The sequence below is a fragment of the Caballeronia sp. LP006 genome (assembly GCF_031450995.1).
Classification (GTDB): Bacteria; Pseudomonadota; Gammaproteobacteria; order Burkholderiales; family Burkholderiaceae; genus Caballeronia.
In genome coordinates, this window is sequence record NZ_JARTVW010000002.1 from 586,084 (window position 1) to 611,135 (window position 25,052).

Genomic DNA, 25,052 nt, shown 5'->3' on the forward strand with positions numbered 1-25,052 from the left:
CATGAACAACCTGCATCGCGAGCTCGCGCCCATTTCGAGCGCGGCATGGTCGCAAATCGAAGCGGAAGTGGCGCGCACCTTCAAGCGCTCGCTTGCCGGCCGGCGCGTGGTGGATGTGAAAGGTCCCGGTGGTGTCGATCTTTCGGGCGTGGGAACGGGACATCAGACGGCGATTGCATCGCCTGCCAAGGGCGTAAGCGCGAAGCGTTACGACGTGAAGACGCTCATCGAACTGACGGTGCCTTTCACGTTGCAGCGCGAATCGATCGACAGTGTCGAGCGCGGTTCGAACGACGGCGACTGGCAGCCCGCGAAGACGGCGGCGAGCGAACTGGCTATCGCCGAAGACAGCGCCGTTTTCGATGGTTTCCGCGCGGCGGAAATCACGGGCATCCGCGAAGGATCGTCCAACGACGCGACGACACTGCCTGCCGACGTAAGCGACTATCCGCGTGCCATTAGCGAGTCGCTCGAAAAATTGCGGCTTGCGGGCGTGGACGGTCCGTACACGGTGCTGCTCGGCGCGGATGCCTACACGGCGCTCGCCGAAGCCAGCGATCAGGGCTATCCGGTGATCCAGCATATCAAGCGCATAGTGGATGGCGATTTCATCTGGGCGCCTGCCATCAAGGGCGGCTGCGTGCTTTCCACGCGCGGTGGCGACTACGAACTGCATCTCGGGCAGGACCTCTCCATAGGCTATACCAGCCATACGGACACGACCGTGCAACTCTATCTGCGCGAAACGCTAACCTTCCTGATGCTGACGAGCGAGGCGTCGGTGGCGGTGGTCGCTGCATCGGCTTAAAGCGCGGGCCACGCCTTACCTCTCAGGTAATCGACGCACGGCACGGCGCACGCGAAGATGTCTTCACCTCATCAAACGGGAGACATTCGAATGACCGCATACGCCGTGGGCCAACTGCACGAAGTCGAGATGTGCGCGGATATCGTTCAATACCTGGAAGCGATCGATGCGACGCTCGCGCCTTTCGACGGTCACTTCATCATTCACGGTGAACGCCCGGAAATGCGCGAGGGAGAGTGGAGGGGCGATCTCATCGTGATCGCCTTTCCCGATCTCGCGCAAGTGCGCGCCTGGTACGAATCCGACGCTTATCAACGCATCCTGCCGCTACGCACGAAGCACGCGAGCAGCGCGGTGTTCTTCATCGATGGCGTGGATAGGGATCACAAAGCGACCGACATCCTGACTTAACCCGACAGCGGCCGCTCGGGCTCCAGGGCTGCGCCGCCCAGAATGGACGTTGCATCGGCGCGCGCGTGGTTGAGTTGCACGAGGCTCGCCTGACGCGCGGCGAGCGCATCGCGATGCGCTATTGCAGTGAGAATGGCCTTGTGCCGCGGCAGCGACAGCGCATGCGTGTTCGGATGCCGGCTCGTCAGCTTGATCGATTCCGACAGCGCGAGCGACAGCATATTGCCGATATACGCGAGCATGTCGTTGTGCGTCGCGGACATGATCGCGCGATGAAAATACAGATCCGGTTCGAGCAGTTCTTCGGCGGTCTGCGCAGCTTCCATGCTCTTATATGCCGCGCCGATACGCTCGATATCCTCGTTCGTTGCAGAGATGGCGGCGAGCGCGGCAGCGGCAGGCTCGATGATCTGCCGCACCGTCATCAGCGAACGAAAGAACTCGCCTTCACGGAGATTGCCGACGGTCCAGACGAGCACATCGGGATCGAGCATGTGCCATTCGTCGCGCGCACGCACCACGCTGCCCACGCGCGGCTTGGAGACGACGAGTCCCTTCGCCACCAGCACGCGAGTTGCCTCACGCAGCACGGGACGGCTCACGCCATAGGTTTCGCAGAGCGCGGGCTCGGCAGGCAGACGTTGTCCCGGCGCGAACACGCCGCTCACGATCTGCATGCCGAGTTCCTGCACGATCCGTCCGTGCATGCTCTTGCGTTTCGCCGGGTTCCGGTAGTCCATATCGATCCGGCCGATGTCCTGAAGTCGCGCCCGTTGCGCCCGTTGCGTCCGCTACGCGGTGGTCGCCCGCATCGCGCGATATTCCCGCCGCACGATTTCCATCAGCTCCGCCACCGACGTATTCGCGCTGCGCTGCTCATACGTCACGCGTCCGCGTTGCATCAGGATGATGCGATCGGCGATATCGAGCGTCTGCGCGTAGTTGTGCATGATCATGATGATCGACAGGCCGCCTTTCTCCTTCAGACGCAAGACGAGATCGATGATGAGCGCAGCCTCGCGTGCGCCCATGGCGGCGAGCGGTTCGTCGAGCAACAGAATCTTCGCGTTCGAATTGACGGCGCGCGCCACCGCGATAGCCTGACGTTGGCCGCCCGAAAGACGCTCCACAGGCAGATCGACGGAAGGCACATGCACGCCGATATCGTCGAGACATTGCGCGGCGCGCTCGCGCATCTGCTTGTGATCGAGCAGACGAAACGGGCCCGGCTTCACGATCTCGCGATTCAGGAACATGTTGTGATAGATGCTCAGCGAATTCGCGAGCGCGAGATCCTGATACACACATTCGATACCGAGCGAACGCGCATGATCGACCGAGCGCAGCAAGGTTTCTTCACCGTGTATCTCGAGCTTTCCATCGGTCTGCTGATGGTAGCCCGTGAGTATCTTGACGAGCGTGGACTTGCCCGCGCCGTTGTCGCCCAGCACGCCAAGAATTTCGCCGGAGCCGAGCGAGAACGACACGCCATCGAGCGCCGTCACCGCGCCGAAGCGCTTGACGAGGTTGTCGCCACGCAGCGCATAGCTCGCCGGGGCGGTTTGCAAAACATCGCTCATACCCGGCCTCCCTTGCGGCGAACGCGGCCGATATGGATGTTGAAGATCATCGCGGCGAGAATGGCGGCGCCCAGAATGATGTTGAACGTGAACGCGTTGATGCCGATGAGCGTAAAGCCATCGTTCAGAATGCCCAGCACGGCCGCGCCGATGAGCCCGCCCACGATGGTGCCCGAGCCGCCGGTCAATGGCGTGCCGCCGATCACGGCCGCCGCGACGGCCAGAAACATGATCTGGTTGCCGCCTGCTTGCGGGTCGATGGACGTAATGCGGTAGCCCTCGAGAATGCCCGTGAAGCCCGCGAGCACTGCGGCGAGAACGAAGTTTCCGAGCCGCAAGCGGTTCACCTGAATTCCGGCCTCGCTCGCGCCAATGGCGTTCGCGCCGGCCGCCTGCGTATGCAGTCCCCATCGCGTATGACGTAACAGCACGTGCATGACGAAGCCTATCGCCACCGTCCAGATGATCTCGCTATAGCCCCATCCGCCCATCACGGCAGCGAAGCCCGGTTCGCCCGGCGTGGCCACCGGCGTGCCACGTGAAAGCGTCAACGTGATGCCGTTGATGAGAAACAGCGTGCCGAGCGTGGTGACGAATGAAGGCAGGCGCAGCCATACCGTCACCGCGCCATTCACGAAGCCGATGATCGCCGCCGCGACGAGTCCCGCGATCACCGCGAGCCACATGGGCGCGCCCGCGTCGTTGGCGAACACCATCATGAAAGGCGCGAAGGCGAACACCATGCCCGCCGACAGATCGATGTCGCCGCCGATCATCAGCATCACTTCGCCGAACGCGATGATCGCCACCGGCGCGATGAACTGCGAGAGGTTGACGAGACTCGCGTTGCTCAACAGGAAGTCGTGATTGATGACCTGAAAGTACGCGCACAACAGCACGGCCACGAGCAGGATGCGCAACTCCGCCGCCCAGTTCGACAATAAGGCCCCGCGCGGCCGTGGAACGCGCGCGGGAGCTTGTGTCTTCTGCGGTTCGTTGACCGCGTTCATCATGATTTGATCGCGCCGTTCATCGGCACGATCTGCGGCTTGGTCGACTTGCCTTCATAGCGCGTCGACGTGTTGAGATACGGCTCGACCGTGCCCTTGGTGACGAACTTCAGGCCCGTGTTGATGTTGGCCGGCCCGACGAGTCCACCGGAAGCCAGGAACGTGAACGCTTCCACGACCGTATAAAAGCCCTGCACATAAGGCTGCTGGTCGATGGTGAAATCGAGGAAGCCTTCGTGAATCAACTGGACGGTCTGGGGCAACAGATCGAAGCCGCCGCCGTGCACGCCCTTCGACGGCAGGTTGGACTCCTTCATCACTTGCGCCACGCCTTGCGTGCTGCCTGCATCCACCGCGAACATGCCTTTCAGATCCTGATGGCCGAGATAAAACGCCTTGATCTTCGAAAGCTCTTCGTTGACCGTGGCGCCCGTGGCGACCGTCTGAACGTCGATCTTCTTGCCGGACTTCTTGATCGCGTCGCTCGCGCCATCGAGGCGCGGCTGGATGTTCAACTGTCCCGGTGTCGCGATGAAAAGCGCCACCAGGCCGCTGTCGACGAGACTCGCAATACGCTCGCCCATCTGATAGCCAGAGAGATACAAGTCCTGCCCGATGTACGCGAGGCGCGGGCTCGTCTTGCCGCGCGGCGCATCGGCGTTATAGGCGAACACGGCGATGCCCGCATCGAGCGCGGCCTGGATGGGCTTGTCGAAGGCGGTCGGATCGACGATAGGAACGGCGATGGCATCCGCCTTGGCCGCGATGGCGGAATTCACCGCGCGCACCATTTCGCCCGCATCCGAAGTGGCGGAGCCCGTCCACTGATAATCCATGCCGAGCAGCGAACAGGCGTCCTGAATGCCGTATTGCGTTGGCACGAAGAAAGGATTCGTGGTCACGTGATTGACGAACACGATCTTCCATTTCTTGTGCTGCGGAAATGCGGTTTCCGCGGCCTGCGCCGACGAGATCAATCCGCCCGCGCCGCCGGCCGCGCCGAGAAGCGACAGCGCTGCTCCCAGACCCGCACCCTGCATGAGGCCGCGACGGCCGTTGTTGATCGTGCTCTTGTTGTCTTCCGCGTCTTTTGAATCATGCGCCATGTCTTCCTCCTAGCCCTTTCTCGTTGGTCGATGGGTCGACTGATCGTCGATCATGTTCAGATAGTGAGTGGTGCGGGTTTGCGTCAAATGATGGGATGCTCGTGCAGCTCCGACGTTGTTCTATTTCTTCGATTCATCGCGCTCTCAGGTTCGGCGTGGTGAAGCTCGAAGCACTCGGTTTGCTTCGCTGCAGCATCGCCTCTCGCTGAATTAGCCAAACTATATGCAGCGTTCACGCACGTTTCGATTAGCGTTTTCCCGGTAAGATGAAGCGCAATAGTCATGCTATTTCCAGCATCTCTCAAAGAGTGGGTAAAAGACATGGATGAGCCAAAACGTAAGCTTCGATCGGCCGCCTGGTTCGGCACCGCGGACAAAAACGGCTTCATGTATCGAAGCTGGATGAAGAACCAGGGCATTCCCGATCACGAGTTCGAAGGCAAGCCGATCATCGGCATATGTAATACGTGGTCCGAACTAACGCCGTGCAATGCGCACTTCCGCAAGCTCGCCGAGCACGTGAAGCGCGGCGTATTCGAGGCGGGCGGTTTTCCCGTCGAGTTTCCGGTGTTTTCGAATGGCGAATCGAACCTGCGTCCCACGGCCATGTTCACACGCAATCTCGCGAGCATGGATGTCGAGGAAGCCATTCGCGGCAATCCGGTCGATGCGGTCGTGCTGCTCGTCGGTTGCGACAAGACCACGCCCGCGCTTCTGATGGGCGCGGCGAGTTGCGACGTGCCGGCCATCGTCGTGTCGGGCGGGCCGATGTTGAACGGCAAGCATCACGGGCGCGACATCGGCTCGGGCACGGTCGTGTGGCAGCTGAGCGAGCAAGTGAAGGCGGGCAAGATATCGATTCACGAATTCATGTCGGCGGAAGCGGGCATGTCGCGTTCGGCGGGCACCTGCAACACCATGGGCACCGCATCGACCATGGCGTGCATGGCCGAAGCGCTCGGCGTGACCTTGCCGCACAACGCCGCGATTCCTGCCGTCGATGCACGCCGCTATGTGCTCGCGCATTTGTCCGGCATGCGTATCGTCACCATGGCGCTCGAAGACTTGCGACTGTCGAAGCTCCTCACGCGTGAAGCATTCGAGAACGCCATCCGCGCGAACGCGGCCATTGGCGGTTCGACCAATGCGGCCATTCACTTAAAGGCGATTGCGGGACGCATTGGCGTCGATTTACAACTCGACGACTGGACGCGCGTCGGACGCGGCACGCCCACGCTCGTCGACCTTCAGCCATCGGGCCGCTTTCTCATGGAGGAGTTTTATTACGCGGGCGGCTTGCCAGCGGTGCTGCGGCGCCTTGGCGAAGCGAATTTGCTGCCGCATCCAAACGCGCTCACCGCGAATGGCCACACAATCTGGGAGAACTGCAGGGAAGCGCCGCTCTATAACGACGAAGTCATCCGGCCGCTCGACAAACCGCTCGTGGAAGACGGCGGCCTGTGCGTGCTGCGCGGCAATCTCGCGCCCAATGGCGCGGTGCTGAAGCCGTCGGCGGCGACGGCGTCGTTACTCAAGCATCGCGGACGCGCGGTCGTGTTCGAAAACTTCGACGACTACAAGCAGAGAATTGCCGATCCCGAACTCGAGGTCACGAAAGACTCCGTGCTCGTGATGAAGAACTGTGGACCGAAGGGTTATCCGGGCATGGCTGAAGTCGGCAACATGGGTTTGCCGCCCAAGATTCTCGCGCAAGGCGTGACCGACATGGTGCGCGTATCCGATGCTCGCATGAGCGGCACCGCTTATGGCACCGTCGTGCTGCACGTTGCACCGGAAGCGCGCGCGGGCGGTCCGCTGGCTATCGTGCGCAACGGGGACTGGATCGAGCTCGATGCCATGCAGGGCGTGCTGCGTATCGATATCGACGAAGCGGAGATCAACACTCGGCTCGCAGCATGGAAGGCGGCGAAGACCGAGACGCCCGCGGACCAGAGCGGTTATCGCAAGCTCTATGTCGATCATGTGCTGCAAGCCGACGAAGGCTGTGACTTCGACTTTCTCGTGGGCTGCCGGGGCGCGGAGGTGCCGCGTCACTCGCACTAGACACGAAGCGCACCGAACTATTTTGATTTCTCGTTGACAACGCGAATTTCGGCGCACTAGTATCGACTCCATTCCTTACGGCCCGACAACGATGTCCGCCTGAGGACCCGGCGTAGAAGCCCCCTGACGAACCGTGCGTTCGTCAGGGGGCTTTTTTTTGTCTGTTTTCCTGGAGAACCTCAATGTTGCCAAAGCCGTCTGGCTGGATGCGTCTGGCCCTGCTTGCAGGACTTAGTCTCTCGTCGCTTGCTGCCAGCGCGGCGGACCCCGTGAAAATCGGCTTGCTCGAAGATGCTTCGGGCAACTTCGCGCTTGCGACCATCCCGAAGATCCACGCGACGCAACTCGCCGTCGATGAAATCAACGCAAAGGGCGGCATTCTCGGGCGCCCCATCACGTTGATCGCGTATGACACGCAGTCCGACAATACGAAGTTCCAGGAGCTTGCCCGGCGGCTCGTTCAGACCGACAAACCCGACGTGATTTTCGGCGCGTTCTCCAGCGCGTCGCGCGAGGCCATTCGTCCGATCATGGACCGCGCCAAGCAACTTTATTTCTACGATAACCAGTACGAAGGCGGCGTCTGCGACAGCACCACATTCGTCACGGGCGCCGTGCCCGAACAGCAGTTCTCGACCTTGCTGCCGTGGATGATGCAGAAGTTCGGCAAGAAGGTGTACACCATCGCGGCCGACTATAACTTCGGCCAGATCTCGGCGGAATGGGTGCGCAATATCGTCAAGGAAAATGGCGGCACGATGGTCGGCGAGGAATTCATTCCGCTTTCTGTTTCGCAGTTTGGCCAGACCATTCAGAACATTCAGAAGGCCAAGCCCGACTTCGTCGTGACCTTGCTGGTGGGCGCCAATCAGGCTTCTTATTACGAGCAGCAAGCGTCCGCGCATCTGAACTTGCCGATGGCGAGTTCGGTCAACGTGGGCCAGGCCTACGAGCACAAGCGCTTCAAACCGCCCGCGCTCAAGGACATGTACGTGACGGCGAATTATGTCGAGGAAGTCGATACCCCCGCGAGCAACGACTTCAAGAAGCGCTTCCACGCCAAGTTCCCGAACGAGCCGTATATCAACCAGGAAGCGGCCAACGCTTACGACGCCATCTATCTGTACAAGGCGGCGGCTGAAAAGGCCAAGACCACTGATCAGGCGGCGGTGCAGAAGGCGCTGGAAAGCGGCATCTGCACGGAAGGCGCGCAGGGCAAGGTGTGTATCGATCCGAAGAGCCATCACGTGAGCCACACGATCTACCTCGTGCATGTGAAGGACGATCACTCGGTCGACATTCCGAAAGTATGGGACGACGTGCAGCCTTACTGGCTCGGCAAGGTCGGCTGCGATCTGCCGAACAAGCCGGATCATCGTCAGTACACGCCGACGAATCTGCCGAAGAAGTCGTAAGTTGAGGAAACGGCGCGCCGCTCGTCACGGGCGAAACGCGCCGGCAACCTGGGTGACGCATTCATGGCCACGGTGTCCGTACTTTATTCGCTCGTTTATCAATTCGGCGACAGCTTCGCTTATCTCGTGCTCGCAGCGCTCGGTCTTGCCGTGATCTTCGGCATGATGGGCGTGATCAACCTTGCGCATGGCGAATTCATCATGTGCGGCGCGTATGTGACGATCATCGCGGCGAAGCGCGGCGTGCCCTTACCGCTCGCGATGCTGCTCGGCGCGATCGCCGCTGCGATAGCGGGCGTCGTCATAGAACGTCTGGTGATACGTCATCTCTACGACCGTCTCTTCGATTCGGTGGTCGCGACGTGGGCCATCAGCCTTATCGTGCAACAGACCATGCTGCTGGTCGCCGGGCCGTCGATAGAAGGCATCGGCACGCCATTCGGATCGTTCTATGTCGGCGAATACTCGTTCTCGGTGTATCGCGCCGTCCTGCCGGTGATCGCGCTCGTGATTCTGTTCGCGTTGTACCTCCTGTTCTTCAAGACCAACTATGGCGTCTGCGCACGGGCCACCATACAGAACGCGAACATCGCGCAATGTCTCGGCTTGCGCACGGACCGGCTCTACACGCTGACCTTCGCGCTCGGCGCGGGGCTCGCGGGGCTGACTGGCGCGCTCTATGCACCGACCATGACCGCCGTGCCCACGATGGGCAGCAACTTCATCGTGCAAGCGTTCGTCTCGGTGGTGGTCGGCGGCGCCAACGTCATTGCGGGCACCACGCCTGCCGCTGCCGTGCTCGCGGTGATACAGACGGCGCTCACTGCATCGTATGGTCAGTTGTTCGGGCAGATCGGCTTGCTGGTGACGGTGATCGTCGTCATTCGGCTGATGCCGCAAGGCCTCGGCAATCTGTTCACCCGCTTGCAATAGGAGCCTCGTGTGAACAAATCAATCGCATTGAAGTGTCTGCCGTGGCTCGTCGCATTTTGCTTGCCGATGGTGATCGACGCCACCGCAAGCGGTAATCTCGCCTACTGTCTCGTGTGGGCTTTCAGCGCGGTCGGACTTGCGGCGATGTGGGGCCACGGCGGCATTCTCTCGTTCGGACAGACCGCGTTCTTCGGGCTTTCGGGCTATACGTATGGCGTTTTTACGCTCAACTTCGGCGACTACTGGTATCAGTCGTGGCTCGGCGTGATCGTCGGCTTGCTGGTGAGCGTCGTGGTGGCCGCGTTGATCGGCTACATGATCTTCTACGGGCGCATCAAGGGTGTGTTCATCGGCATCGTGACCTTGTCGGTCACGCTCGTGCTCGAAACGTTCATGGCGCAGACGGCGGGGCCGCAATGGACCATCGGACAGGCGCCGCTCAACGGCTACAACGGCATGGGCGGCATGCCGCAGCTCACCATTCCGTGGCCCGGCGGCACGCTCACGCTGGAGAACGCGAGCTTCTATTACCTCGTGCTGGTATTGCTGCTGATCGTGTATGCGATCGCTAAACGCCTGCTCGACGGAACCTTCGGACTCACGCTCGTCGCGATCCGCGAGAACCCGCAGCGCGCGGAAATGCTGGGCGTGGATATCCGCCGGCATCAGTGGATGATCTTCGTATTCGGCTCCACGCTCGGCGGCCTGTCCGGTGCGCTCTATACGATCTGGGGGTCCTATATCACGCCATCGACGATGGGACTCACCGCAGCCGCGATGCCCGTCATCTGGGTGGCAACCGCGGGCAGGCAGAGCATCGGCGGCGCGATCATCGGCACTGCATTCCTCGTGTGGCTCTCGCAGAACCTCGCGGTGTACGGCAGCCAGTACGCGCTCATTCTGATGGGTGCGATTCTGCTGATCGTCGTGCTCGCGGCGCCTGAGGGCTTGCTGCCATCGTCGGCGAAGTTGCTGCGACGACTCTTCGAACGCGACCGGACGCATTCGCATGGCGCAATCAATGCCCACAAGGAGAGCAAATCTTGACGGCCTTACTCGAAACGCGCGCGCTCAAGAAGCACTTCGGCGGCGCGCATGTGATCAACGGTATCGACTTTCAGATCGATGCGGGCGAGATACGTTGCGTGATCGGTCCCAATGGCGCGGGCAAGAGCACGTTCTTCAAGCTCATTACCGGTGAACATAAACCATCGGACGGCAGCGTGTATTTTCTCGGCCGCGACATGAACCATGTGTTGCCGCATGAGCGCATACGCATGGGCATGAGCATCAAGTTTCAGATACCCGGCGTGTTCCCGGACCTCACCGTGCGCCAGCATCTGCAACTGTCGCTGCATCGCGCGAAAGATGACAGGCCCGAGAGCATCGACGAACTCTTGCAACGCTTCTTGCTGGCGCAGGAAGAGCATGTACCGGCGCGCAATCTTTCGCACGGCAAGAAGCAATGGCTTGAAATAGCGATGGCCGTATCGCTGCGCCCGAAGCTACTCTTTCTCGATGAACCCGTGGCCGGCATGTCGGTGGAAGAGACGCACGCGACCGGCGAACTCATCAAGCAACTACGCGACGATGGTCTCACGATGATGGTCGTCGAACACGACATGACCTTCGTGAAGCAGATCGCAACGCGCGTGAGCGTGCTGCACGGCGGACGCCTTCTCGCCGATGGTCCGCTCGATGAAATTCTCGCGCGCGACGATGTTGCCGAGGTTTATCTGGGGAAGAAGCAATGAGCGCCTTCTTCGAGGTATCGGGCGTGGAAGGCGGCTATGGCGGCGGACGCGTGTTGAATAGCGTGTCCTTCGGCATAGAACGCGGCGAAGTGCTCGCAATGATCGGCCGCAACGGCGTGGGCAAGACCACGTTGATGCGCGCGTTGATCGGACTCGTGCCGTTGAGCGCGGGAAGCATTGCGCTCGATGGCGTCGAGCTCGGGCATGCGAAGCCTTACGTGCGAGCGCAGCAAGGCATCGGTTATGTGCCGCAAGGGCGCGAGATATTCGGCATGTTGACCGTGGCCGAGAACCTGCAGGTCGGTGCACAGGCCAATCGCGCGCAGGCTGCCGAAATGAAGGCAAAAGTCGTCGAGTACTTTCCGATTCTCAAGGCGCGTTACCGGCAAAAGGCGGGCACCATGAGCGGCGGCGAACAACAGCAACTGGCGATTGCGCGCGCGTTGATCAGCGCGCCCAAGGTGTTGTTGCTCGATGAGCCGTCCGAGGGCATTCAACCGTCGATCGTCACGCTCATCGGCGACACCATTCAACGGATTGCGCGGGAGGCGCGTATCGGCGTATTGCTGGTCGAGCAGGACATGGGCATGGTGGAGCGCATTGCGTCGCGCTGCTGCGTGATGGACAAGGGCCGCATAGTCGATACCCTGAGCCCGGCGCAACTCGGAGACGAACAACTGATTCGCCAGTATCTGGCACTGTGAAGGAGCATCGGACATGAAATGGCTTGAAGATTCGATCATGATGAAACGTGGCGTCGGCGCGAGCCGCGAGCCGGTTGAGCACCATCTCACGGAAGAGTTGCAGCAGACGTTCCACTACACCATCGGTCCTTATTCGCAACCGGTGCTGCATGTGAAGCCGGGCGACCGTATCGTGGTTGAAACGCGCGATGCCTTCGAAGGCAAGATCAAGGAAGAGACCGACAAGCCATCCGAACTGCTGACCGTGCCGTTTCTCAATCCGCAGAACGGACCCGTCATGATAGAAGGCGCGGAGAAGGGCGACGTGGTGGCCGTGTACATCGAAAAGATGTCGCCGCGCGGTGACGACCCGCACGGCTTCTGCTGCATGATCCCCAACTTCGGCGGCCTCACGGGCACGGACTACACGGCGCTTCTCAACGAGCCGCTGCCCGAGATCGTGCGCAAGATCAAGATCGACGAAGAGAACGTCTATTGGAGCAAGCGCAATACGTTGCCGTACAAGCCGCATATCGGCACCTTGAGTCTTTCGCCGGAGATCGACTCCATCAACTCGCTCACGCCGGATTCGCACGGCGGCAACATGGATGTGCCCGACATGGGGCCAGGCAGCATCACCTACTTGCCGGTGCGCTCGCCAGGCGGACGGCTTTTTATCGGCGATGCACACGCCTGCCAGGGCGATGGCGAAGTGTGCGGCACGGCGGTGGAGTATCGAAGCACGACGACGGTGCGCGTCGATCTCATCAAGGGCTGGAAGATCGATTGGCCGCGACTCGAAAACGAAGACGCGCTGATGAGTATCGGTAGTGCGCGTCCGTTGGAAGACGCCACGCGCATTGCGTACCGTGAGCTCGTGTTGTGGATGGCCGCCGAATATGGCTTCGACAAGTGGGATGCATATATGATGCTGAGTCAGGTAGGCAAGGTTCGGCTCGGCAACTTCGTCGATCCGAAATACACGGTGGGCGCCATGGTCGCGAAGCGCTACCTGAAATAACACTCAAATAAAGGCGTGCGACGCTCGAGTTCACGCGTTGCGCGTCCGTACATTTCCGGTGAGCGTGTCACGCTATGGCTTTGTCCGATCCCATCAAAGTGGGCCTGCTTTCTTCCACGAGCGGCGCGACTGCACTGCTCGAACGTTCGCAATGGCGCGGGGCCGCGCTTGCAATGGCCGAGATCAACGCGTGCGGTGGCATTGGCGGGCGCGAACTCGTGGCGGTTCATTACGATCCCGCGTCCGACCCAGCGGCATTCAGAGAGCGGGCGGAATGGCTCATCATGAAAGACGGCGTGAACGTGATCTTCGGCGGTTACACGTCCACGAGCCGCAAGGCCATGTTGCCGGTGGTCGAGAAGCACAATCGTCTGCTCATTTATTCGCAGCAGTATGAAGGCTTCGAGTATTCGGACAACATCATTTATAGCGGGGCATCGCCGAATCAAAATGGCGTGCAGTTGGCCGACTTCATGACGGAGACGTTCGGTGCGCGTGTGTATATGGTCGGCTCGCGCTATGTCTATCCGTATGAGTGCAACCGCACGATGCAGGAGTTGCTGTTGCAGCATCCGGAAGGCGCGATTCTCGGTGAACGTTATCTTCCGCTCGATGTATCGCGCGAGCCGTTCGCCGAAGTCATCGCGGACATCAAACGCAAATCGCCCGACTGGATTTTTTGCACGCTGATCGGCGCCACGGTGCCGTATCTCTACGAAGCCTATGCGCGCGCCGGCCTCGATCCCGCAGTGATGCCCATTGCCAGCCTCAACACGTCCGAGACCGAGATTCATGCAATGGAACGAGGAATCGCACAAGGACACTACACGGCCGCGCCTTATTTTCAAAGCATCGATACGCCGGAGAATCACGCCGCCGTGCGTCATCATCAGACGCGCTTTGGCGCCGATACACCCACCGACATGAACTGGGAGGCTGCGTACTATCAGATGCACATGTTCGCCGAAGCCTGCGCGCGCGCGGGCTCGGACGAGATCGGCACGATCATGCCGCATCTGCTCGGCGCGGAGTATGCGGCACCGCAGGGACGCGTGCGTATCGACCCGGTGAATCATCATATGGCGTTGTATCCGCGTATTGGCCGTGCGAATGAAGACGGTCACTTCAGCGTGTTGCGCGAGTCGAAGATCGCGGTCGCGCCCGATCCTTATATGACGCACCAGACGCTCGGCGATTGGGTGACCAAGCTGAGCTTGCGGGACTACTGACGTGAGCACGCGAGGCGACAGAGGACAGCGCAGTTTGACTGGCTCCATTCTGGAGCGCAGTCCGCGCGTGATCGTCGTGCATCCGGACGATGACGACGGCCTCACGTTGACGAGCCATTTGCGACGCATTGGCTTCGAGGTCGAACGCGTATGGCCGCCCACGGATGTGCTGCCCGATCACGTGGATCTCGTGTTTCGCGCGTTGCGGCCCGACGAACGCGCGCCGCAGGACGAATGGCTCGGTCCCGACGCGCCGCCGCTCATCTGCGTCATCGGCTACGAGAACCCGACGTTTATCGATCAGGCCATCAAGATGGGATCGGACGGCATCATCACCACGCCCATACGCGCGTCCGGCTTGTTGTCGGCCATCGTCATGGCGCTCTATCACGCACGACGCGCGCGTCAACATACGCAGCGTATTGCGAAGCTCGAACAGAAGCTGCTCGACAGTCGGCATTTGAGCGAGGCGAAGAGCATCCTCATGCTCATGCATCAGATCAGCGAGAGTCAGGCTTACGACATGCTCAGGGCGCAGGCGATGGAAAAGCGCGTGACTATCGACGATATCTGTCACTCGGTCATTCAAGCGGGCGAAGTGCTGCAGCTCAAACGCTGCGCCGCGCCCGGAGAGGAAAGTTAGGCACAGGAGCCACGGACATGGACTTGCAACTCAAGGGATTGAAAGCGATCGTCACGGGCGGGACCAAGGGCATTGGCCTGGCCATTGCACAGACGCTGGCTAAGGAGGGCGCGGATGTCGCCATCTGTGCGCGCGATGCGGCAAGCGTGGCAAGCACGGCGGATGCGCTCGCGGAACTGAGCGGTGCGCGTTCGCTGGGCGCAGCCGTCGATGTCGCCGACGGCGCGGCGCTCGAGACCTGGGTGCAAAGCGTTGGAGAGGACTGGGGCGGTATCGATATCATCGTCGCCAATGTGAGCGCGCTCGCCATCGGCAACGACATCGAATCGTGGCGCAAGGAGTTCGAGACCGACTTGCTCGGCACAGTTCATCTCGTCGATTCCGCCATGCCCTACCTCGAAAAGAGCGCGGCTGCATCTATCGTGGCCATTTCCAGCGTGTCGGGACGCGAGATCGATTTCGCGGCGGGACCGTATGGTGTTTTCAAGGCGGCGCTCGTTCACTACATGCAGGGGCTTGCGAATCAGCTTGCCGCGAAGGGCATTCGCGCGAACACGGTGTCGCCCGGCAATGTGTACTTCGAAGGCGGCGTGTGGGACTGGATCGAGCATAACGATCCCGAGCTCTTCGCCAAGGCGCTCGCGTTGAACCCGACAGGACGTATGGCAAAGCCGCAGGAGATCGCGAACGCCGTTGCGTTCATCGCGAGTCCGGCGGCGAGTTTCGTGAGCGGCGCCAACTTCGTCGTCGATGGCGCGCTCACTCGCGGCGTGCAGCTTTGAGCGGCACAGCGGCCCTTACATTGGGTTCGCGGCGACGAAGTTCTTGAACGCCGTGTACTTCGGCTTGATGGTCCTGCCGTCGTTCTGCATCAGGCCGTAGGGACCTTCGCCGCCCACCGGGTCGTCATACAGCTCGTAAGTCTGGATGGACTGGATGTTGTATTGCCTCGCGAGCAGCACGAACTCCGCCATCATCAGGTTGCCGACCAGATAGTTCGCGGTTTGCGTGTCCGTGCCATAGCTCGGGCGCACACCGAATTCGTTGATCCAGATGGGCTTGTTGAACTGCGCGAGCGCCGCGAGCACGTTGTGGCATCCGGTGCCGCCGCAAGCGTTCACGATGTCGCCCTGATCCGAATACCAGTGCCATGCGGTGATGTCCCAGCTGACGATGGGGTGATTCGTGGTGCCGTCGGGTTGCGTGCCGTTGGCGAGCATCTGATCGAAGCCGTAGTGCATCCACGCGCCGCCGCCCATGACGATCTTGCCCGCCGTATCGACGGACTTCACGCCCGCGATCATGCCGCGGATCACGCCGCGTGCAATCTGAAACTTCGCGTTGTCGTAGTGCTGCGGATAGATGCCGTCCACGTTTCCGGTGAGGCATAGCGCTTCGAGCTCGTTGCTGACTTCATAGTACGGATAGCGATTTGCGGCCGCCGTCTGCTGACCGAGCGTGAAGGCCGCGTTATAGGCATCGGCTTCGCTGCTGTAGTTCAGGTCCATCAGCATGACGGGGTAAACGGTCACGCCGCCTGCGGCCATCGTCGTTGCGATGCCGGCGAGCTTGGTCGCACCATACGCGCTGAACACTTCGTTGCGATACATCTTCACGCCTAGATCCTGCAACTGCGAGAGTTGCAGCGCGGGGCTCGATATGTCGTAGGCGCCGCCTTCGTTGTTGTGGCCGTTCGCGCCATAGAAGATCGAGTGCACGGTCACGGGTGTGACGGGCGTGACGATCGTGCCGGAAGCGGGTGAGCCTGATGACGCCGGAGGGTTGTTTGCAACGGGCGGGACAATGGGCGTTACGGGCGTTACGGGCGTTATAGGCGTTATGGGCGCTGCGGGCGCCGTGGGCGCGATGACGGTCGTGTCGTTGCTGCTGGTCGAGTTGCTGCCGCTGACCGTATGCGCGGACGACGTCGTGTCGCTCGTGGATGCCGTCGTCGTCGTGGTGGTCGCGGCCGAAGCCGATGCAGCGCCGCTTTGGGTCGTGGTCGTGGTTGTAGTCGTCGCTGTGGAGCCGGACGAGTTAGTGCCTGCCGCCGAGGTGCTCGACGCTTCCTTTGCATCGCCACCGCCACCGCCGCCACCACATGCCGCGAGAACGAGGCTCGCGGCGACCGCTGCTGCAAGCTTGATCGCGCTTGGCGCGGTAAAACGGGTTGCAGAGAAAAGAGGCGCGTTCGTCATAACGATACAGAATCCCTTAAAGAAGGCGTGATCATCCGCACGGACCAGACGCAACGGAAGTTAGTCATCCGTATAAACTCAAATCGAGGACGAACGAAACCGTCCGACACGAAGATCGGTGCTGGACCACTAAAGCGGTATCACGTCAGCCTGCGTCTTCAACGACGCGCGGCCCTGGGCGGCGAGCGTCGGACAATCGTTTGCCTCGAAGCTCGCATTTGAGAAAAGCTTGAAAAGTCGCTTGAACCGATGTTGCAAGAACGACCGATCGTCCTATAAGCATCGCTGCAACAAGTACGTTATCGGCGCGGCAGTGGCGAACTTTAGGCATTCAGGGAACGATGACAACGAAGTCCATCACGCCGGTTTCAAACTCCAAAAAAACCAAACCCCGCTGGGCCATCGGCCGAACGGGGTTTCGTCGTTGCACTTGCTCATTGCTCACTTCCTGACCATTGCGCTCAGGCCTGCATTACGGCTACAGCGGGAAAACGTGCTGCGCTTTGTTGCGATAAAGATGACGCGTTGGTTTCAGACAACTTCTGTTTGCAACTGCTTCAAGCGAACCTTGCTTGGCTGCGCTTCGGTCAAGGTAGGTAGGTGAGGCCGTGTGTTCAGCACTCGCTGGGTCCGCTTTCGTGCGGTGCGTTGATCAGCACCACGGAACAAAGTTTAATGCGCGTGCTCACTTTTCAATCGGTGAAGGTGATGCCTTTTCGACTTTCTGTTCGGCGCATATGCGGCACTCAAGTCCAGCGAGATACCGCCGTCTGATCGACGCTGCGCAACTAACCGCCGAATCCTGGCGCCCCGGCCTTCGCTGGCGCCATGCTAGGGACAACCCGCATTGTTCTGACGGCCACTTGATTGTTACCTTCCAAATCATACGTATGATCTAGAGACATAAAAATGCCGACTTTGCATAGTCAAGTGCTCAACGAGATGGGCGAGCAGATTTGCTCCGGCAAATTCGCGCCCGGCGACATCCTGCCTGCCGAGACCGAACTCGCGGAGCAGATGCAGGTGAGCCGCATCACTATCCGCGAGACGATGAAGTCGTTGTCGGCGAAGGGCATGCTTCAGGTGCGCCGTCGCCACGGCACCATCGTGCTGCCGCGCGCACAGTGGCAGCTTTTCGATCCCGATGTCATCACGTGGCGCGCACGCGCAGGCGCAATCGACGACGCGCTCATTCAGGACCTGATGGAGTTGCGGCTCATCATTGAACCGAATGCCGCGAAGCTCGCCGCGAAACGGGCGACCGCGCAGGACCGCAAGGACATTCGACGCGCATTCAAGGCAATGGAGCGGGCTGTCGCGGGCCAGGGCGAATACGTTCCCGCCGACCTTGCTTTTCACGGCGCGATTCTCACCGCTTGCCATAACCAGTTCATCCAGCAGATGCAGAACGCGCTGTCGGCCATCCTGCGCACGAGTTTCGAACTGAGCTCGGAGATCGCGGGCGGTCCCGCGCGTTCGTTGCCGATGCACGAAGCGCTCTGCGTCGCAATCGAACAGGGCGATACCGCCGCCGCCGAGCGCGCGGTGCTTACGCTCATCGAGCGGGCGGAGAAGGACTTCGACGATCGCGCCGCGATGACGCGCACGCTCAACGACAAGCCGCTTTGAACCTGCAACGCGAAACGATTCAACCGAGGACTTACGCATGACACAGTTGTTCGACTTGAGCGGCCGCACCGCGCTCGTAACGGGATCGGCGCGCGGCATCGGCTTTGCGCTGGCGGAAGGCCTGGCGCAAGCGGGCGCGGGCATCATCGTGAACGGCACGCGGGCCGACACCGTCGATGAAGCCGTGCGCCGTCTGCGCGAACGGGGCGCCACGGCGCAAGGCCGTGCATTCGATGTCACCGATGAAACCGCGGTCGCCGCCGCCTTCGAGGCGTGGGACGCCGAAGGCGTCGAGGTCGATATCCTCGTGAATAACGCGGGCATCCAGTTTCGCAAGCCGCTCGTCGAACTCGCGCTCGCGGACTGGCAACGCGTGATCGACACCAATCTCACGAGCGCGTTCATCGTCGCGAAGGAAGCGGCGCGGCGCATGATCGCGCGCGGCAAGGGTGGCAAGGTCATCAACATCGGGTCGCTGACGAGCGAAGGCGCGCGCGCCACCGTCGCGCCTTATACAGCGGCCAAGGGCGGCGTGAAGATGCTCACGCGCGCCATGAGCGCCGAATGGGCCGCGTTCGATATTCAGGCGAACGCCATCGGCCCTGGCTACATCCTCACCGACATGAATCAGGCGCTCGTCGATAACGTGCAGTTCGACGCATGGGTCAAGGCAAGCAATCCGTCGCAACGCTGGGGCAAGCCCGAGGAACTCGTCGGCACGGCGGTGTATCTCGCGTCGCCTGCATCGAGCTATGTGAACGGCCAGATCATTTATGTCGATGGCGGTTGGCTCGCCGTGCTTTGAAGTATCACCATGAATCTTGGAGACAACATGGATAGCGTCAAAACGGTGGCACCGCAAAGATGGTGGTATCTCATGCCCATCATCTTCATCACATACAGTCTTGCGTATCTGGATCGCGCGAATTACGGCTTCGCGGCTGCGGCGGGCATCGACCGCGATCTCGGCATCACGCATGCGACGTCGTCGCTCATCGGCTCGCTGTTCTTTCTCGGATACTGCTTGTTTCAAGTGCCCGGCGCGATCTACGCGCAAAAGAACAGCGTCAAGAAACTCATCTTCATCAGCCTCGTGCTCTGGGGCGTGTGCGCCGCGTTGACGGGCATGGTGAGCAATATCCCGATGCTGATGGTGCTGCGCTTCGTGCTCGGCATCGTCGAGGCGGCGGTGATGCCTTCCATGCTCATGTACATCAGCCGCTGGTTCACGCGCACCGAACGCTCGCGCGCAAACACGTTCCTCATTCTCGGCAACCCCGTGACGGTGCTGTGGATGTCGGTGGTTTCGGGCTATCTCGTGAAGAGCTTCGGCTGGCGCGAGATGTTCATCATCGAAGGCGTGCCGGCTATTGCATGGGCCGTGGTGTGGTGGTTCACGGTGAAGGACCGTCCCTCCGAAGTCACCTGGATGAGCGACGCCGAGAAGGCCGAACTGCAAGCGCGTCTCGTCTCGGAACAGGCGCACATCGCACCCGTGCGCGATTACAAGTCGGCGTTTCGGTCGTCCATCGTGCTCAAGTGCTGCGCCATCCATGCGCTGTGGAGTATCGGCGTGTACGGCTTCATCATGTGGCTGCCGTCCATCCTGAAGGCGGCTTCGACCATCGACATCGTGTCGGTCGGCTGGCTCGCGGCGGTGCCTTATCTCGCGGCCATCATCCTGATGCTGCTGGCATCGTGGCTCTCCGACAAGACGCGTAATCGCAAGCTCTTCGTGTGGCCGCTGCTGCTTATCGGAACGATCGCGTTCGTCGGCTCCTATCTCGTCGGCAGCTCCAACTTCTGGCTCTCGTTCGGCTTGCTCGTGATCGCGGGCGGCACCATGTACGCGCCCTACGGACCGTTCTTCGCGCTCGTGCCGGAACTCATTCCGAGCAACGTGCTTGGCGGGGCGATCGGACTCATCAATGCATGCGGCGCACTCGGCGCGTTCTGCGGTTCGTGGGTCGTCGGCTATCTGAATGGCGCGACGGGCAGTCCGTCCGCATCGTATGTGTTCATGGCTGCGGCGCTCTTCGCTTCGGTCGTGCTGATGATGCTCGTGCCCGCCACCACCGGTGAACGTTCCACGCCCAAGGGAGGCGCGGGCAAGTCCACGCCTTCCGTTCTTGCGAAGTAACGTCATGGCCATCCTCATCACCGATGTCAAAGTCATACTGACCGCGCCGGAAGGCATCAATCTGCTCGTCGTGAAGGTCGAGACGAATCAGGACGGTCTCCATGGGCTCGGCTGCGCGACCTTCGCCTACCGGCATCTCGCGGTCAAATGTCTGATCGAAGAGTACTTGCGGCCGCTGCTCATCGGGCGCGATGCGCAAGCTATCGAAGAGCAATGGCAGCTCATGCATCAAAACGCTTACTGGCGTAACGGGCCGATAGAGAACAACGCGATCTCCGGCATCGACATGGCCTTGTGGGACATCAAGGGCAAGCTCGCGAACATGCCGCTCTATCAGCTTTTCGGTGGCAAGGTGCGCGAAGGCGTGCCGATCTATCGTCATGCGGATGGTCGCGATCTCAACGAACTCTGCGAGAACATTCAGCGATATCGCGAGCAGGGCATCACGCATATTCGCTGTCAAAGCGGTGGTTATGGCGGTGGTGGTTTTGGCAAGGCACCGCAGAGCGCACCGCGCGGCGCGCCCGATGGCATCTATCTCGACAGCCGCAAATATATTCGCGATACGCTGAAGCTTTTCGATGGAATTCGCAGCAAGATCGGTTTCGATGTCGCGCTGTGCCACGACGTGCACGAGCGCCTGAAGCCAGTGGAAGCGATTCGCTTCGCACGCGAGCTGGAACCGTATGAACTTTTCTTTCTCGAAGATGCGATCGCGCTGGAAGAAGGCGAATGGATGCGCCAACTACGCGCGAAGACCACGACGCCGCTCGCGCAAGGCGAGTTGTTCAACAACCCTTATGAATGGCGTTTTCTGATCACTGAACGGTTGATCGATTTCGTGCGCGTGCATCTGAGTCAGATAGGCGGCATCACGGCGGGACGCAAGCTGCAGATTTTCGCGGAGCAGTTCGGCGTGCGCACGGCATGGCACGGTCCAGGCGATATGTCGCCGCTCGCGCATGCGGCGAATATTCATATCGATCTGGCGTCGCGTAATTTTGGCGTGCAGGAATGGTCGGGCACGGAACCGCCCAACTTCGTGATCCAGAATCTGAAAGGGCCGCGTGCCGCCTTGCTCGATGTGTTCCCCGGCCTGCCGGAGTTTCGCGACGGCTACGTTCATGCGAACGACAAGCCAGGCTTGGGCGTCCATATCGACGAGAAGGAAGCCGCGAAATATCCCTGCGAGGCCGACGTTACCGTATGGACGCAAACGCGCCTCATGGACGGCAGCCTGCAAACGCCTTGAAGCTAACTTAAGGCGCGGCGTTGCTGCATCGGTTGATACGCTTCGCCAGCCTTGAAGCGGTCGAGGCGCTCGCTTGCCGTCGTCAGGGCGGCGAGCGTGGCGCGCTGCAACTGATGATCGTATAAGGAGACGATTGCCGCGATCTGCTCGAATGCTTCCGGCGCGAGGGTCCACGTGCCGGATTCGCGGCCGCCATCGAATACTTCGGCCATGATGCGGTCCGCGGCCATCAGCGCGTCGTGGGAGAAGTCGCCGTGACCCGCTTCGGACAGGAAGCGCGCGAGCAGCATCGCTTCGGTGATCTGCTGGGCGGGTGCGATGTCGGTGGCGCCGGCACGCAGCGCTTGCAATGACAGATGCACTTGCAACGCGAGTTCGTTGGCTACCGAGCGAGGAATCGGCAGCAGTTGCGCTTTGGACAGCCGCGCGCGCGAAGCCTGCGGCGAACGCTGAAAAGGAAGGGTGCGTGACATGCGTATAAGCGAAAGAAGCGCCGTCGTGGTTGACTTCTCTCGTTAACGTTCGTCCCACGCGTTTTCTGAAGGGTTGTTTTGGCGTGTGCGTGCAAATTCTTCGAGGATCGCAATGGCGCGCTCGCACTGCGCCGCGTCCAGCGAGTGGATGGACGGTTTTACCGTATCGGCGCCGATTTGCTGCGCGAGCCACTTCAGGCCCTTTGCGCGGGCTTCGAAAATATTGCACGCGTCGCGGCGCACTTTTGCCTGGGCGAGCGGTTCGAGGGCAGCGTGTAGTTTTGTCTTCAGATCGCGTAAAGCGGCATCGGCCAGACGCCCGAGCGGAACCTGGCGCGTGCTGCGCGGGAAAACACCGATCCACGCCTGACAAGGCGCACAGACCCAGAGCGGGCCGTGATCGTCGCGATACGGGTAGATTTCATCGTCCGAGCGAACAAGCGTCGCGGGCGCGCCGCAATAGTCGCAATCGGGATGAGGCAGAGGTTTGACCGGGCGGCCGACTCGCATTGTTGAATAAGTCGAGGGACGGAAGCGGCCAATATATCAAACGCAAACTGCGAAATGAAACGATGCCGGCAAGTGAGCGCGAAGCTCTCGTGCCGGCATCAAACCTCGACTTGCAGGGAGCGGCTCAAGGCTCACTCCTGGAGGCATTTAGCGACTTAGCGCTGGTCCTTCTTCACTTCTTCCTTGACGTCGCCGTATTGCTTGCGAGCTTCGCCGGCGCCTTGCTGGACCTGACCCTTCACTTGCTGGGCGGTGTCGCCAGTCATCTTGCCGACCGCCTCATTCGCCTTGCCCTTCACCTTTTCGGCGGTACCCTTAACTTGATCCTTGTTCATGGTGAACCTCCTTGAATGGTTGCGTGGGACGGTTTGCCTCCACGAATATCCATATCGCAAAACACGGGCCTGCCCTGCGAACGATCGGTCGTTTTTCGTTCGTGCCACACTACACTGCAAATTCAAACTGAAAGAGGAGACTTTCGGCGTATGGCAAGAACCAACGAGTACCAACAAGCTATCGGCGATGCCGTGACCGACTGGAAAACGCGCGAGCGCCCCGCGCGAATCGTCATCGAAGGCACGCACTGCAAGATCGTGCCGCTCGATGTCGACGCACATGCGCAGGATCTTTTCCACGCGTACAGCGAGCCGAGCGACTGGACCTATCTGTTCACCGGTCCGTTCAAGGAGTTTGCGGCGTTCCGCACGTATTTGACACAAGCGGCGGCATCGGCCGATCCGATGCACTACGCCGTCATCGATAAATCCAGCGGCAAGGCAGTCGGGACGTTCGCGCTGATGCGCATCGAGCCGGTTCATGGCGTGATCGAAGTGGGCAGCGTGACGTTTTCGCCGCTGCTCAAGCAAACGCGCATCTCGACCGAAGCGCAGTATCTGCTGATGCGCTACGTGTTCGAAGCCCTGCAATACCGGCGCTACGAATGGAAATGCGACAGCCTGAACGCGCCATCGCGCAAGACGGCGCTGCGACTCGGCTTCGAGTTCGAAGGCATCTTCAGGCAAGCTATCGTGTACAAGGGGCGTAACCGCGATACCGCGTGGTATTCGATCATCGATAAAGACTGGCCCACGGTGCGCGCCGCATTCGAACGCTGGCTCGCCGACGACAACTTCGACGCCGACGGCAAGCAACGCGCATCGCTTGCGGGCTTGAGAGTCAACGCATCTGAATGACAGGCGCGAGAAAATTGCGCACGTAAGGCAGCCAGATCGGAATGGCCGCGCGGGACGCGAACATTCCGTGACCGTTTTCACCGTAGTGCGGCTCCATCACGAACTGACCTTTGCCGCCTGCTTGCTGGAATGCGTTGAACCAGCTTCGCGTGTAGTCCGGGCCGAAGTACTGATCGTTCTCGACATAGTGCCAAAGCACCGGCACGCGCACGGTGCCCGCGAAGTGCGTGATCGCTCTTAGCATGTTGTCCGGGGCGCACGGCACGGTTGGATGCCTCGCCGGATCGCCGCCGCGTCCGCCCGAGAAGTTGAGCACCGCTATCACGCCGGGCGGATCGAAGCTCGCCGCCGCCAGCGAAGAAAACCCGCCCGCAGATTGCCCCGCCAGCACGATCCGGTTGCCGTCCACTTGCGGCTGGGTCTTCGCATACGCGATGGTCGCGAGAATGTCCTGTGCGGCTGCATTGCCGGATGCTTCGTAGTCGGCATTGGCGCACTTGCCGGTGCTCTCGGCATACGTGCCGCCCGTCGCGCCATAGCCTCGGCGAATCGGCACGATCACGGCGAAACCCATCTCCACGAAAGTACGAATCTGCGGAATCAGCCGATAACGCCCGGTCTTCACGCGATTGAGCGGATCGGGCGGACTGCCGTGACTCAGCACGATGAGCGGAAACGGCCCCGCGCCATCCGGCTGATAGAGCGTCGCGACCAGCTCACGGCGCGAGTCGCCGAACAAGCGTTTCTCGATCATCGGAACCTGCACGACGGTTTCATGCAAATCGGCGGCGAGGCTTTCGGGTTCGTCCGCGCGCGCGACGGAGACGGCGGCAAGCGCGGCAAACACAAGGGCTGAAAGGCGCATGAGCGGAGTTCGAGCGTCTGGGTGATGCGCAATGTATCAGATCGTCTCCTTAGTTAATCACCCATCGGTGCATTCCTTTATCACCGCGCCGCCACTTTTCTAAGCCAGGAAAATTGGTTTGGCCTCGGAATGCCG

At 60.8% G+C, this 25,052-nt stretch carries 26 protein-coding genes and 1 pseudogene; 18 read left to right on the forward strand and 9 right to left on the reverse strand.

The features are described 5' to 3' along the window. The first annotated feature begins 1 nt into the window (after position 1). The gene (locus P9250_RS03345) at positions 2-808 is read left to right on the forward strand and encodes a family 1 encapsulin nanocompartment shell protein (RefSeq protein ID WP_310391088.1); all 807 of its coding nucleotides are present in this window, start codon (positions 2-4) and stop codon (positions 806-808) included. Positions 809-898: 90 nt separating this feature from the next. Continuing rightward, complete coding sequence (locus tag P9250_RS03350; protein ID WP_250467785.1) at positions 899-1,219, forward strand: DUF1330 domain-containing protein; 321 nt, start codon at positions 899-901, stop codon at positions 1,217-1,219. Here the strand turns inward: P9250_RS03350 and P9250_RS03355 are convergent. Genes P9250_RS03355 through P9250_RS03370 form a run of 4 tightly spaced genes read right to left on the reverse strand, consistent with a single transcriptional unit; the run spans position 1,216 to position 4,915 of the window. Continuing rightward, the gene (locus P9250_RS03355; protein WP_244831068.1) at positions 1,216-1,959 is read right to left on the reverse strand and encodes a FadR/GntR family transcriptional regulator; all 744 of its coding nucleotides are present in this window, start codon (positions 1,957-1,959) and stop codon (positions 1,216-1,218) included. The genes P9250_RS03350 and P9250_RS03355 overlap by 4 nt on opposite strands. Before the next feature lie 51 nt (positions 1,960-2,010). Continuing rightward, on the reverse strand, positions 2,011-2,799 hold the full coding sequence (locus tag P9250_RS03360) for an ATP-binding cassette domain-containing protein (RefSeq protein WP_244831069.1): 789 nt from the start codon (positions 2,797-2,799) through the stop codon (positions 2,011-2,013). Beyond that, the gene (locus P9250_RS03365) at positions 2,796-3,809 is read right to left on the reverse strand and encodes an ABC transporter permease (protein WP_244831930.1); all 1,014 of its coding nucleotides are present in this window, start codon (positions 3,807-3,809) and stop codon (positions 2,796-2,798) included. Before P9250_RS03365 ends, P9250_RS03360 begins: the two co-directional genes overlap by 4 nt. Then, positions 3,809-4,915: a sugar ABC transporter substrate-binding protein gene (locus tag P9250_RS03370; protein WP_244831070.1), complete on the reverse strand. Its 1,107-nt coding sequence runs from the start codon at positions 4,913-4,915 to the stop codon at positions 3,809-3,811. The genes P9250_RS03365 and P9250_RS03370 overlap by 1 nt, the downstream gene beginning before the upstream one ends. A gap of 321 nt (positions 4,916-5,236) precedes the next feature. Between P9250_RS03370 and P9250_RS03375 the strand changes: the two genes are divergently transcribed. The 10 genes from P9250_RS03375 to P9250_RS03420 all read left to right on the forward strand — a co-directional run bounded on the left by P9250_RS03375 (position 5,237) and on the right by P9250_RS03420 (position 15,439). Then, positions 5,237-6,979 (forward strand): IlvD/Edd family dehydratase, encoded by a 1,743-nt coding sequence (locus tag P9250_RS03375; RefSeq protein ID WP_310391091.1) that lies wholly within the window; start codon positions 5,237-5,239, stop codon positions 6,977-6,979. Positions 6,980-7,161: 182 nt separating this feature from the next. Then, complete coding sequence (locus P9250_RS03380; RefSeq protein ID WP_310391093.1) at positions 7,162-8,394, forward strand: urea ABC transporter substrate-binding protein; 1,233 nt, start codon at positions 7,162-7,164, stop codon at positions 8,392-8,394. Between the two features lie 63 nt (positions 8,395-8,457). Then, a complete protein-coding gene (locus P9250_RS03385; RefSeq protein ID WP_310391095.1) occupies positions 8,458-9,327 on the forward strand; it encodes an ABC transporter permease subunit in 870 nt (289 codons plus the stop codon). 66 nt (positions 9,328-9,393) lie between these two features. Next, positions 9,394-10,374: a branched-chain amino acid ABC transporter permease gene (locus tag P9250_RS03390; protein WP_309965394.1), complete on the forward strand. Its 981-nt coding sequence runs from the start codon at positions 9,394-9,396 to the stop codon at positions 10,372-10,374. Then, complete coding sequence (locus P9250_RS03395; RefSeq protein ID WP_250493837.1) at positions 10,371-11,081, forward strand: ABC transporter ATP-binding protein; 711 nt, start codon at positions 10,371-10,373, stop codon at positions 11,079-11,081. Before P9250_RS03390 ends, P9250_RS03395 begins: the two co-directional genes overlap by 4 nt. After that, positions 11,078-11,785, forward strand: coding sequence for an ABC transporter ATP-binding protein (locus tag P9250_RS03400; RefSeq protein ID WP_244831075.1), 708 nt, complete (start codon positions 11,078-11,080; stop codon positions 11,783-11,785). Before P9250_RS03395 ends, P9250_RS03400 begins: the two co-directional genes overlap by 4 nt. A gap of 13 nt (positions 11,786-11,798) precedes the next feature. Beyond that, a complete protein-coding gene (locus P9250_RS03405; RefSeq protein ID WP_250467791.1) occupies positions 11,799-12,785 on the forward strand; it encodes an acetamidase/formamidase family protein in 987 nt (328 codons plus the stop codon). A gap of 74 nt (positions 12,786-12,859) precedes the next feature. Beyond that, positions 12,860-14,014 carry a transporter substrate-binding domain-containing protein gene (locus P9250_RS03410; RefSeq protein ID WP_244831077.1) on the forward strand — a complete coding sequence of 385 codons (1,155 nt, stop codon included), beginning with the start codon at positions 12,860-12,862 and terminating at the stop codon, positions 14,012-14,014. Position 14,015: 1 nt separating this feature from the next. Continuing rightward, entirely contained in the window at positions 14,016-14,657 is a 642-nt protein-coding gene (locus P9250_RS03415) for an ANTAR domain-containing response regulator (protein WP_244831078.1), read from the forward strand. A gap of 17 nt (positions 14,658-14,674) precedes the next feature. Continuing rightward, the gene (locus P9250_RS03420; protein WP_309964564.1) at positions 14,675-15,439 is read left to right on the forward strand and encodes an SDR family oxidoreductase; all 765 of its coding nucleotides are present in this window, start codon (positions 14,675-14,677) and stop codon (positions 15,437-15,439) included. A 15-nt stretch (positions 15,440-15,454) separates the two neighbouring features. Here P9250_RS03420 and P9250_RS03425 read toward each other — a convergent pair whose 3' ends face one another. Further along, the gene (locus tag P9250_RS03425; RefSeq protein ID WP_250467793.1) at positions 15,455-16,381 is read right to left on the reverse strand and encodes a glycosyl hydrolase; all 927 of its coding nucleotides are present in this window, start codon (positions 16,379-16,381) and stop codon (positions 15,455-15,457) included. A 4-nt stretch (positions 16,382-16,385) separates the two neighbouring features. On the opposite strand from P9250_RS03425, the gene P9250_RS03430 reads away from it, so the two are divergent. The 5 genes from P9250_RS03430 (at position 16,386) to P9250_RS03450 (ending at position 21,876) form a co-directional block, all read left to right on the forward strand. Beyond that, positions 16,386-16,886, forward strand: coding sequence for a hypothetical protein (locus P9250_RS03430; RefSeq protein WP_310391100.1), 501 nt, complete (start codon positions 16,386-16,388; stop codon positions 16,884-16,886). Positions 16,887-17,764: 878 nt separating this feature from the next. After that, positions 17,765-18,484 carry a FadR/GntR family transcriptional regulator gene (locus P9250_RS03435; RefSeq protein WP_244831081.1) on the forward strand — a complete coding sequence of 240 codons (720 nt, stop codon included), beginning with the start codon at positions 17,765-17,767 and terminating at the stop codon, positions 18,482-18,484. Between the two features lie 37 nt (positions 18,485-18,521). Further along, a complete protein-coding gene (locus P9250_RS03440) occupies positions 18,522-19,289 on the forward strand; it encodes an SDR family oxidoreductase (protein WP_244831082.1) in 768 nt (255 codons plus the stop codon). A gap of 27 nt (positions 19,290-19,316) precedes the next feature. Then, a complete protein-coding gene (locus tag P9250_RS03445) occupies positions 19,317-20,624 on the forward strand; it encodes an MFS transporter (RefSeq protein ID WP_244831083.1) in 1,308 nt (435 codons plus the stop codon). 4 nt (positions 20,625-20,628) lie between these two features. Continuing rightward, positions 20,629-21,876, forward strand: a complete 1,248-nt coding sequence (locus tag P9250_RS03450; RefSeq protein WP_310391103.1) for an enolase C-terminal domain-like protein — start codon at positions 20,629-20,631, stop codon at positions 21,874-21,876. A gap of 2 nt (positions 21,877-21,878) precedes the next feature. Here P9250_RS03450 and P9250_RS03455 read toward each other — a convergent pair whose 3' ends face one another. The 3 genes from P9250_RS03455 to P9250_RS03465 all read right to left on the reverse strand — a co-directional run bounded on the left by P9250_RS03455 (position 21,879) and on the right by P9250_RS03465 (position 23,194). Then, entirely contained in the window at positions 21,879-22,349 is a 471-nt protein-coding gene (locus P9250_RS03455; protein ID WP_250467796.1) for a hypothetical protein, read from the reverse strand. Positions 22,350-22,391: 42 nt separating this feature from the next. Next, positions 22,392-22,859 carry a zinc-finger-containing protein gene (locus P9250_RS03460; protein WP_250527125.1) on the reverse strand — a complete coding sequence of 156 codons (468 nt, stop codon included), beginning with the start codon at positions 22,857-22,859 and terminating at the stop codon, positions 22,392-22,394. A 155-nt stretch (positions 22,860-23,014) separates the two neighbouring features. Beyond that, positions 23,015-23,194, reverse strand: coding sequence for a CsbD family protein (locus P9250_RS03465; protein ID WP_244831087.1), 180 nt, complete (start codon positions 23,192-23,194; stop codon positions 23,015-23,017). A gap of 150 nt (positions 23,195-23,344) precedes the next feature. On the opposite strand from P9250_RS03465, the pseudogene P9250_RS03470 reads away from it, so the two are divergent. Beyond that, positions 23,345-24,034 (forward strand): annotated as a pseudogene (locus P9250_RS03470) (GNAT family N-acetyltransferase); the annotation flags it as partial. Between the two features lies 1 nt (position 24,035). Here P9250_RS03470 and P9250_RS03475 read toward each other — a convergent pair. After that, positions 24,036-24,917, reverse strand: a complete 882-nt coding sequence (locus tag P9250_RS03475; protein WP_310391106.1) for a prolyl oligopeptidase family serine peptidase — start codon at positions 24,915-24,917, stop codon at positions 24,036-24,038. Positions 24,918-25,052: the final 135 nt, after the last annotated feature.

Excerpts from the sequence above, each read along its gene's own strand:
- P9250_RS03450 (WP_310391103.1), top strand. The coding sequence starts at position 20,629 with ATGGCCATCCTCATCACCGATGTCAAAGTCATACTGACCGCGCCGGAA.
- P9250_RS03465 (WP_244831087.1), bottom strand. The coding sequence starts at position 23,194 with ATGAACAAGGATCAAGTTAAGGGTACCGCCGAAAAGGTGAAGGGCAAG.
- P9250_RS03350 (WP_250467785.1), top strand. The coding sequence starts at position 899 with ATGACCGCATACGCCGTGGGCCAACTGCACGAAGTCGAGATGTGCGCG.
- P9250_RS03390 (WP_309965394.1), top strand. The coding sequence starts at position 9,394 with ATGGTGATCGACGCCACCGCAAGCGGTAATCTCGCCTACTGTCTCGTG.
- P9250_RS03475 (WP_310391106.1), bottom strand. The coding sequence starts at position 24,917 with ATGCGCCTTTCAGCCCTTGTGTTTGCCGCGCTTGCCGCCGTCTCCGTC.
- P9250_RS03440 (WP_244831082.1), top strand. The coding sequence starts at position 18,522 with ATGACACAGTTGTTCGACTTGAGCGGCCGCACCGCGCTCGTAACGGGA.
- P9250_RS03375 (WP_310391091.1), top strand. The coding sequence starts at position 5,237 with ATGGATGAGCCAAAACGTAAGCTTCGATCGGCCGCCTGGTTCGGCACC.
- P9250_RS03400 (WP_244831075.1), top strand. The coding sequence starts at position 11,078 with ATGAGCGCCTTCTTCGAGGTATCGGGCGTGGAAGGCGGCTATGGCGGC.
- P9250_RS03410 (WP_244831077.1), top strand. The coding sequence starts at position 12,860 with ATGGCTTTGTCCGATCCCATCAAAGTGGGCCTGCTTTCTTCCACGAGC.
- P9250_RS03365 (WP_244831930.1), bottom strand. The coding sequence starts at position 3,809 with ATGAACGCGGTCAACGAACCGCAGAAGACACAAGCTCCCGCGCGCGTT.
- P9250_RS03435 (WP_244831081.1), top strand. The coding sequence starts at position 17,765 with ATGCCGACTTTGCATAGTCAAGTGCTCAACGAGATGGGCGAGCAGATT.
- P9250_RS03455 (WP_250467796.1), bottom strand. The coding sequence starts at position 22,349 with ATGTCACGCACCCTTCCTTTTCAGCGTTCGCCGCAGGCTTCGCGCGCG.
- P9250_RS03405 (WP_250467791.1), top strand. The coding sequence starts at position 11,799 with ATGAAATGGCTTGAAGATTCGATCATGATGAAACGTGGCGTCGGCGCG.
- P9250_RS03445 (WP_244831083.1), top strand. The coding sequence starts at position 19,317 with ATGGATAGCGTCAAAACGGTGGCACCGCAAAGATGGTGGTATCTCATG.
- P9250_RS03380 (WP_310391093.1), top strand. The coding sequence starts at position 7,162 with ATGTTGCCAAAGCCGTCTGGCTGGATGCGTCTGGCCCTGCTTGCAGGA.
- P9250_RS03360 (WP_244831069.1), bottom strand. The coding sequence starts at position 2,799 with ATGAGCGATGTTTTGCAAACCGCCCCGGCGAGCTATGCGCTGCGTGGC.
- P9250_RS03370 (WP_244831070.1), bottom strand. The coding sequence starts at position 4,915 with ATGGCGCATGATTCAAAAGACGCGGAAGACAACAAGAGCACGATCAAC.
- P9250_RS03385 (WP_310391095.1), top strand. The coding sequence starts at position 8,458 with ATGGCCACGGTGTCCGTACTTTATTCGCTCGTTTATCAATTCGGCGAC.
- P9250_RS03460 (WP_250527125.1), bottom strand. The coding sequence starts at position 22,859 with ATGCGAGTCGGCCGCCCGGTCAAACCTCTGCCTCATCCCGATTGCGAC.
- P9250_RS03420 (WP_309964564.1), top strand. The coding sequence starts at position 14,675 with ATGGACTTGCAACTCAAGGGATTGAAAGCGATCGTCACGGGCGGGACC.
- P9250_RS03345 (WP_310391088.1), top strand. The coding sequence starts at position 2 with ATGAACAACCTGCATCGCGAGCTCGCGCCCATTTCGAGCGCGGCATGG.
- P9250_RS03355 (WP_244831068.1), bottom strand. The coding sequence starts at position 1,959 with ATGGACTACCGGAACCCGGCGAAACGCAAGAGCATGCACGGACGGATC.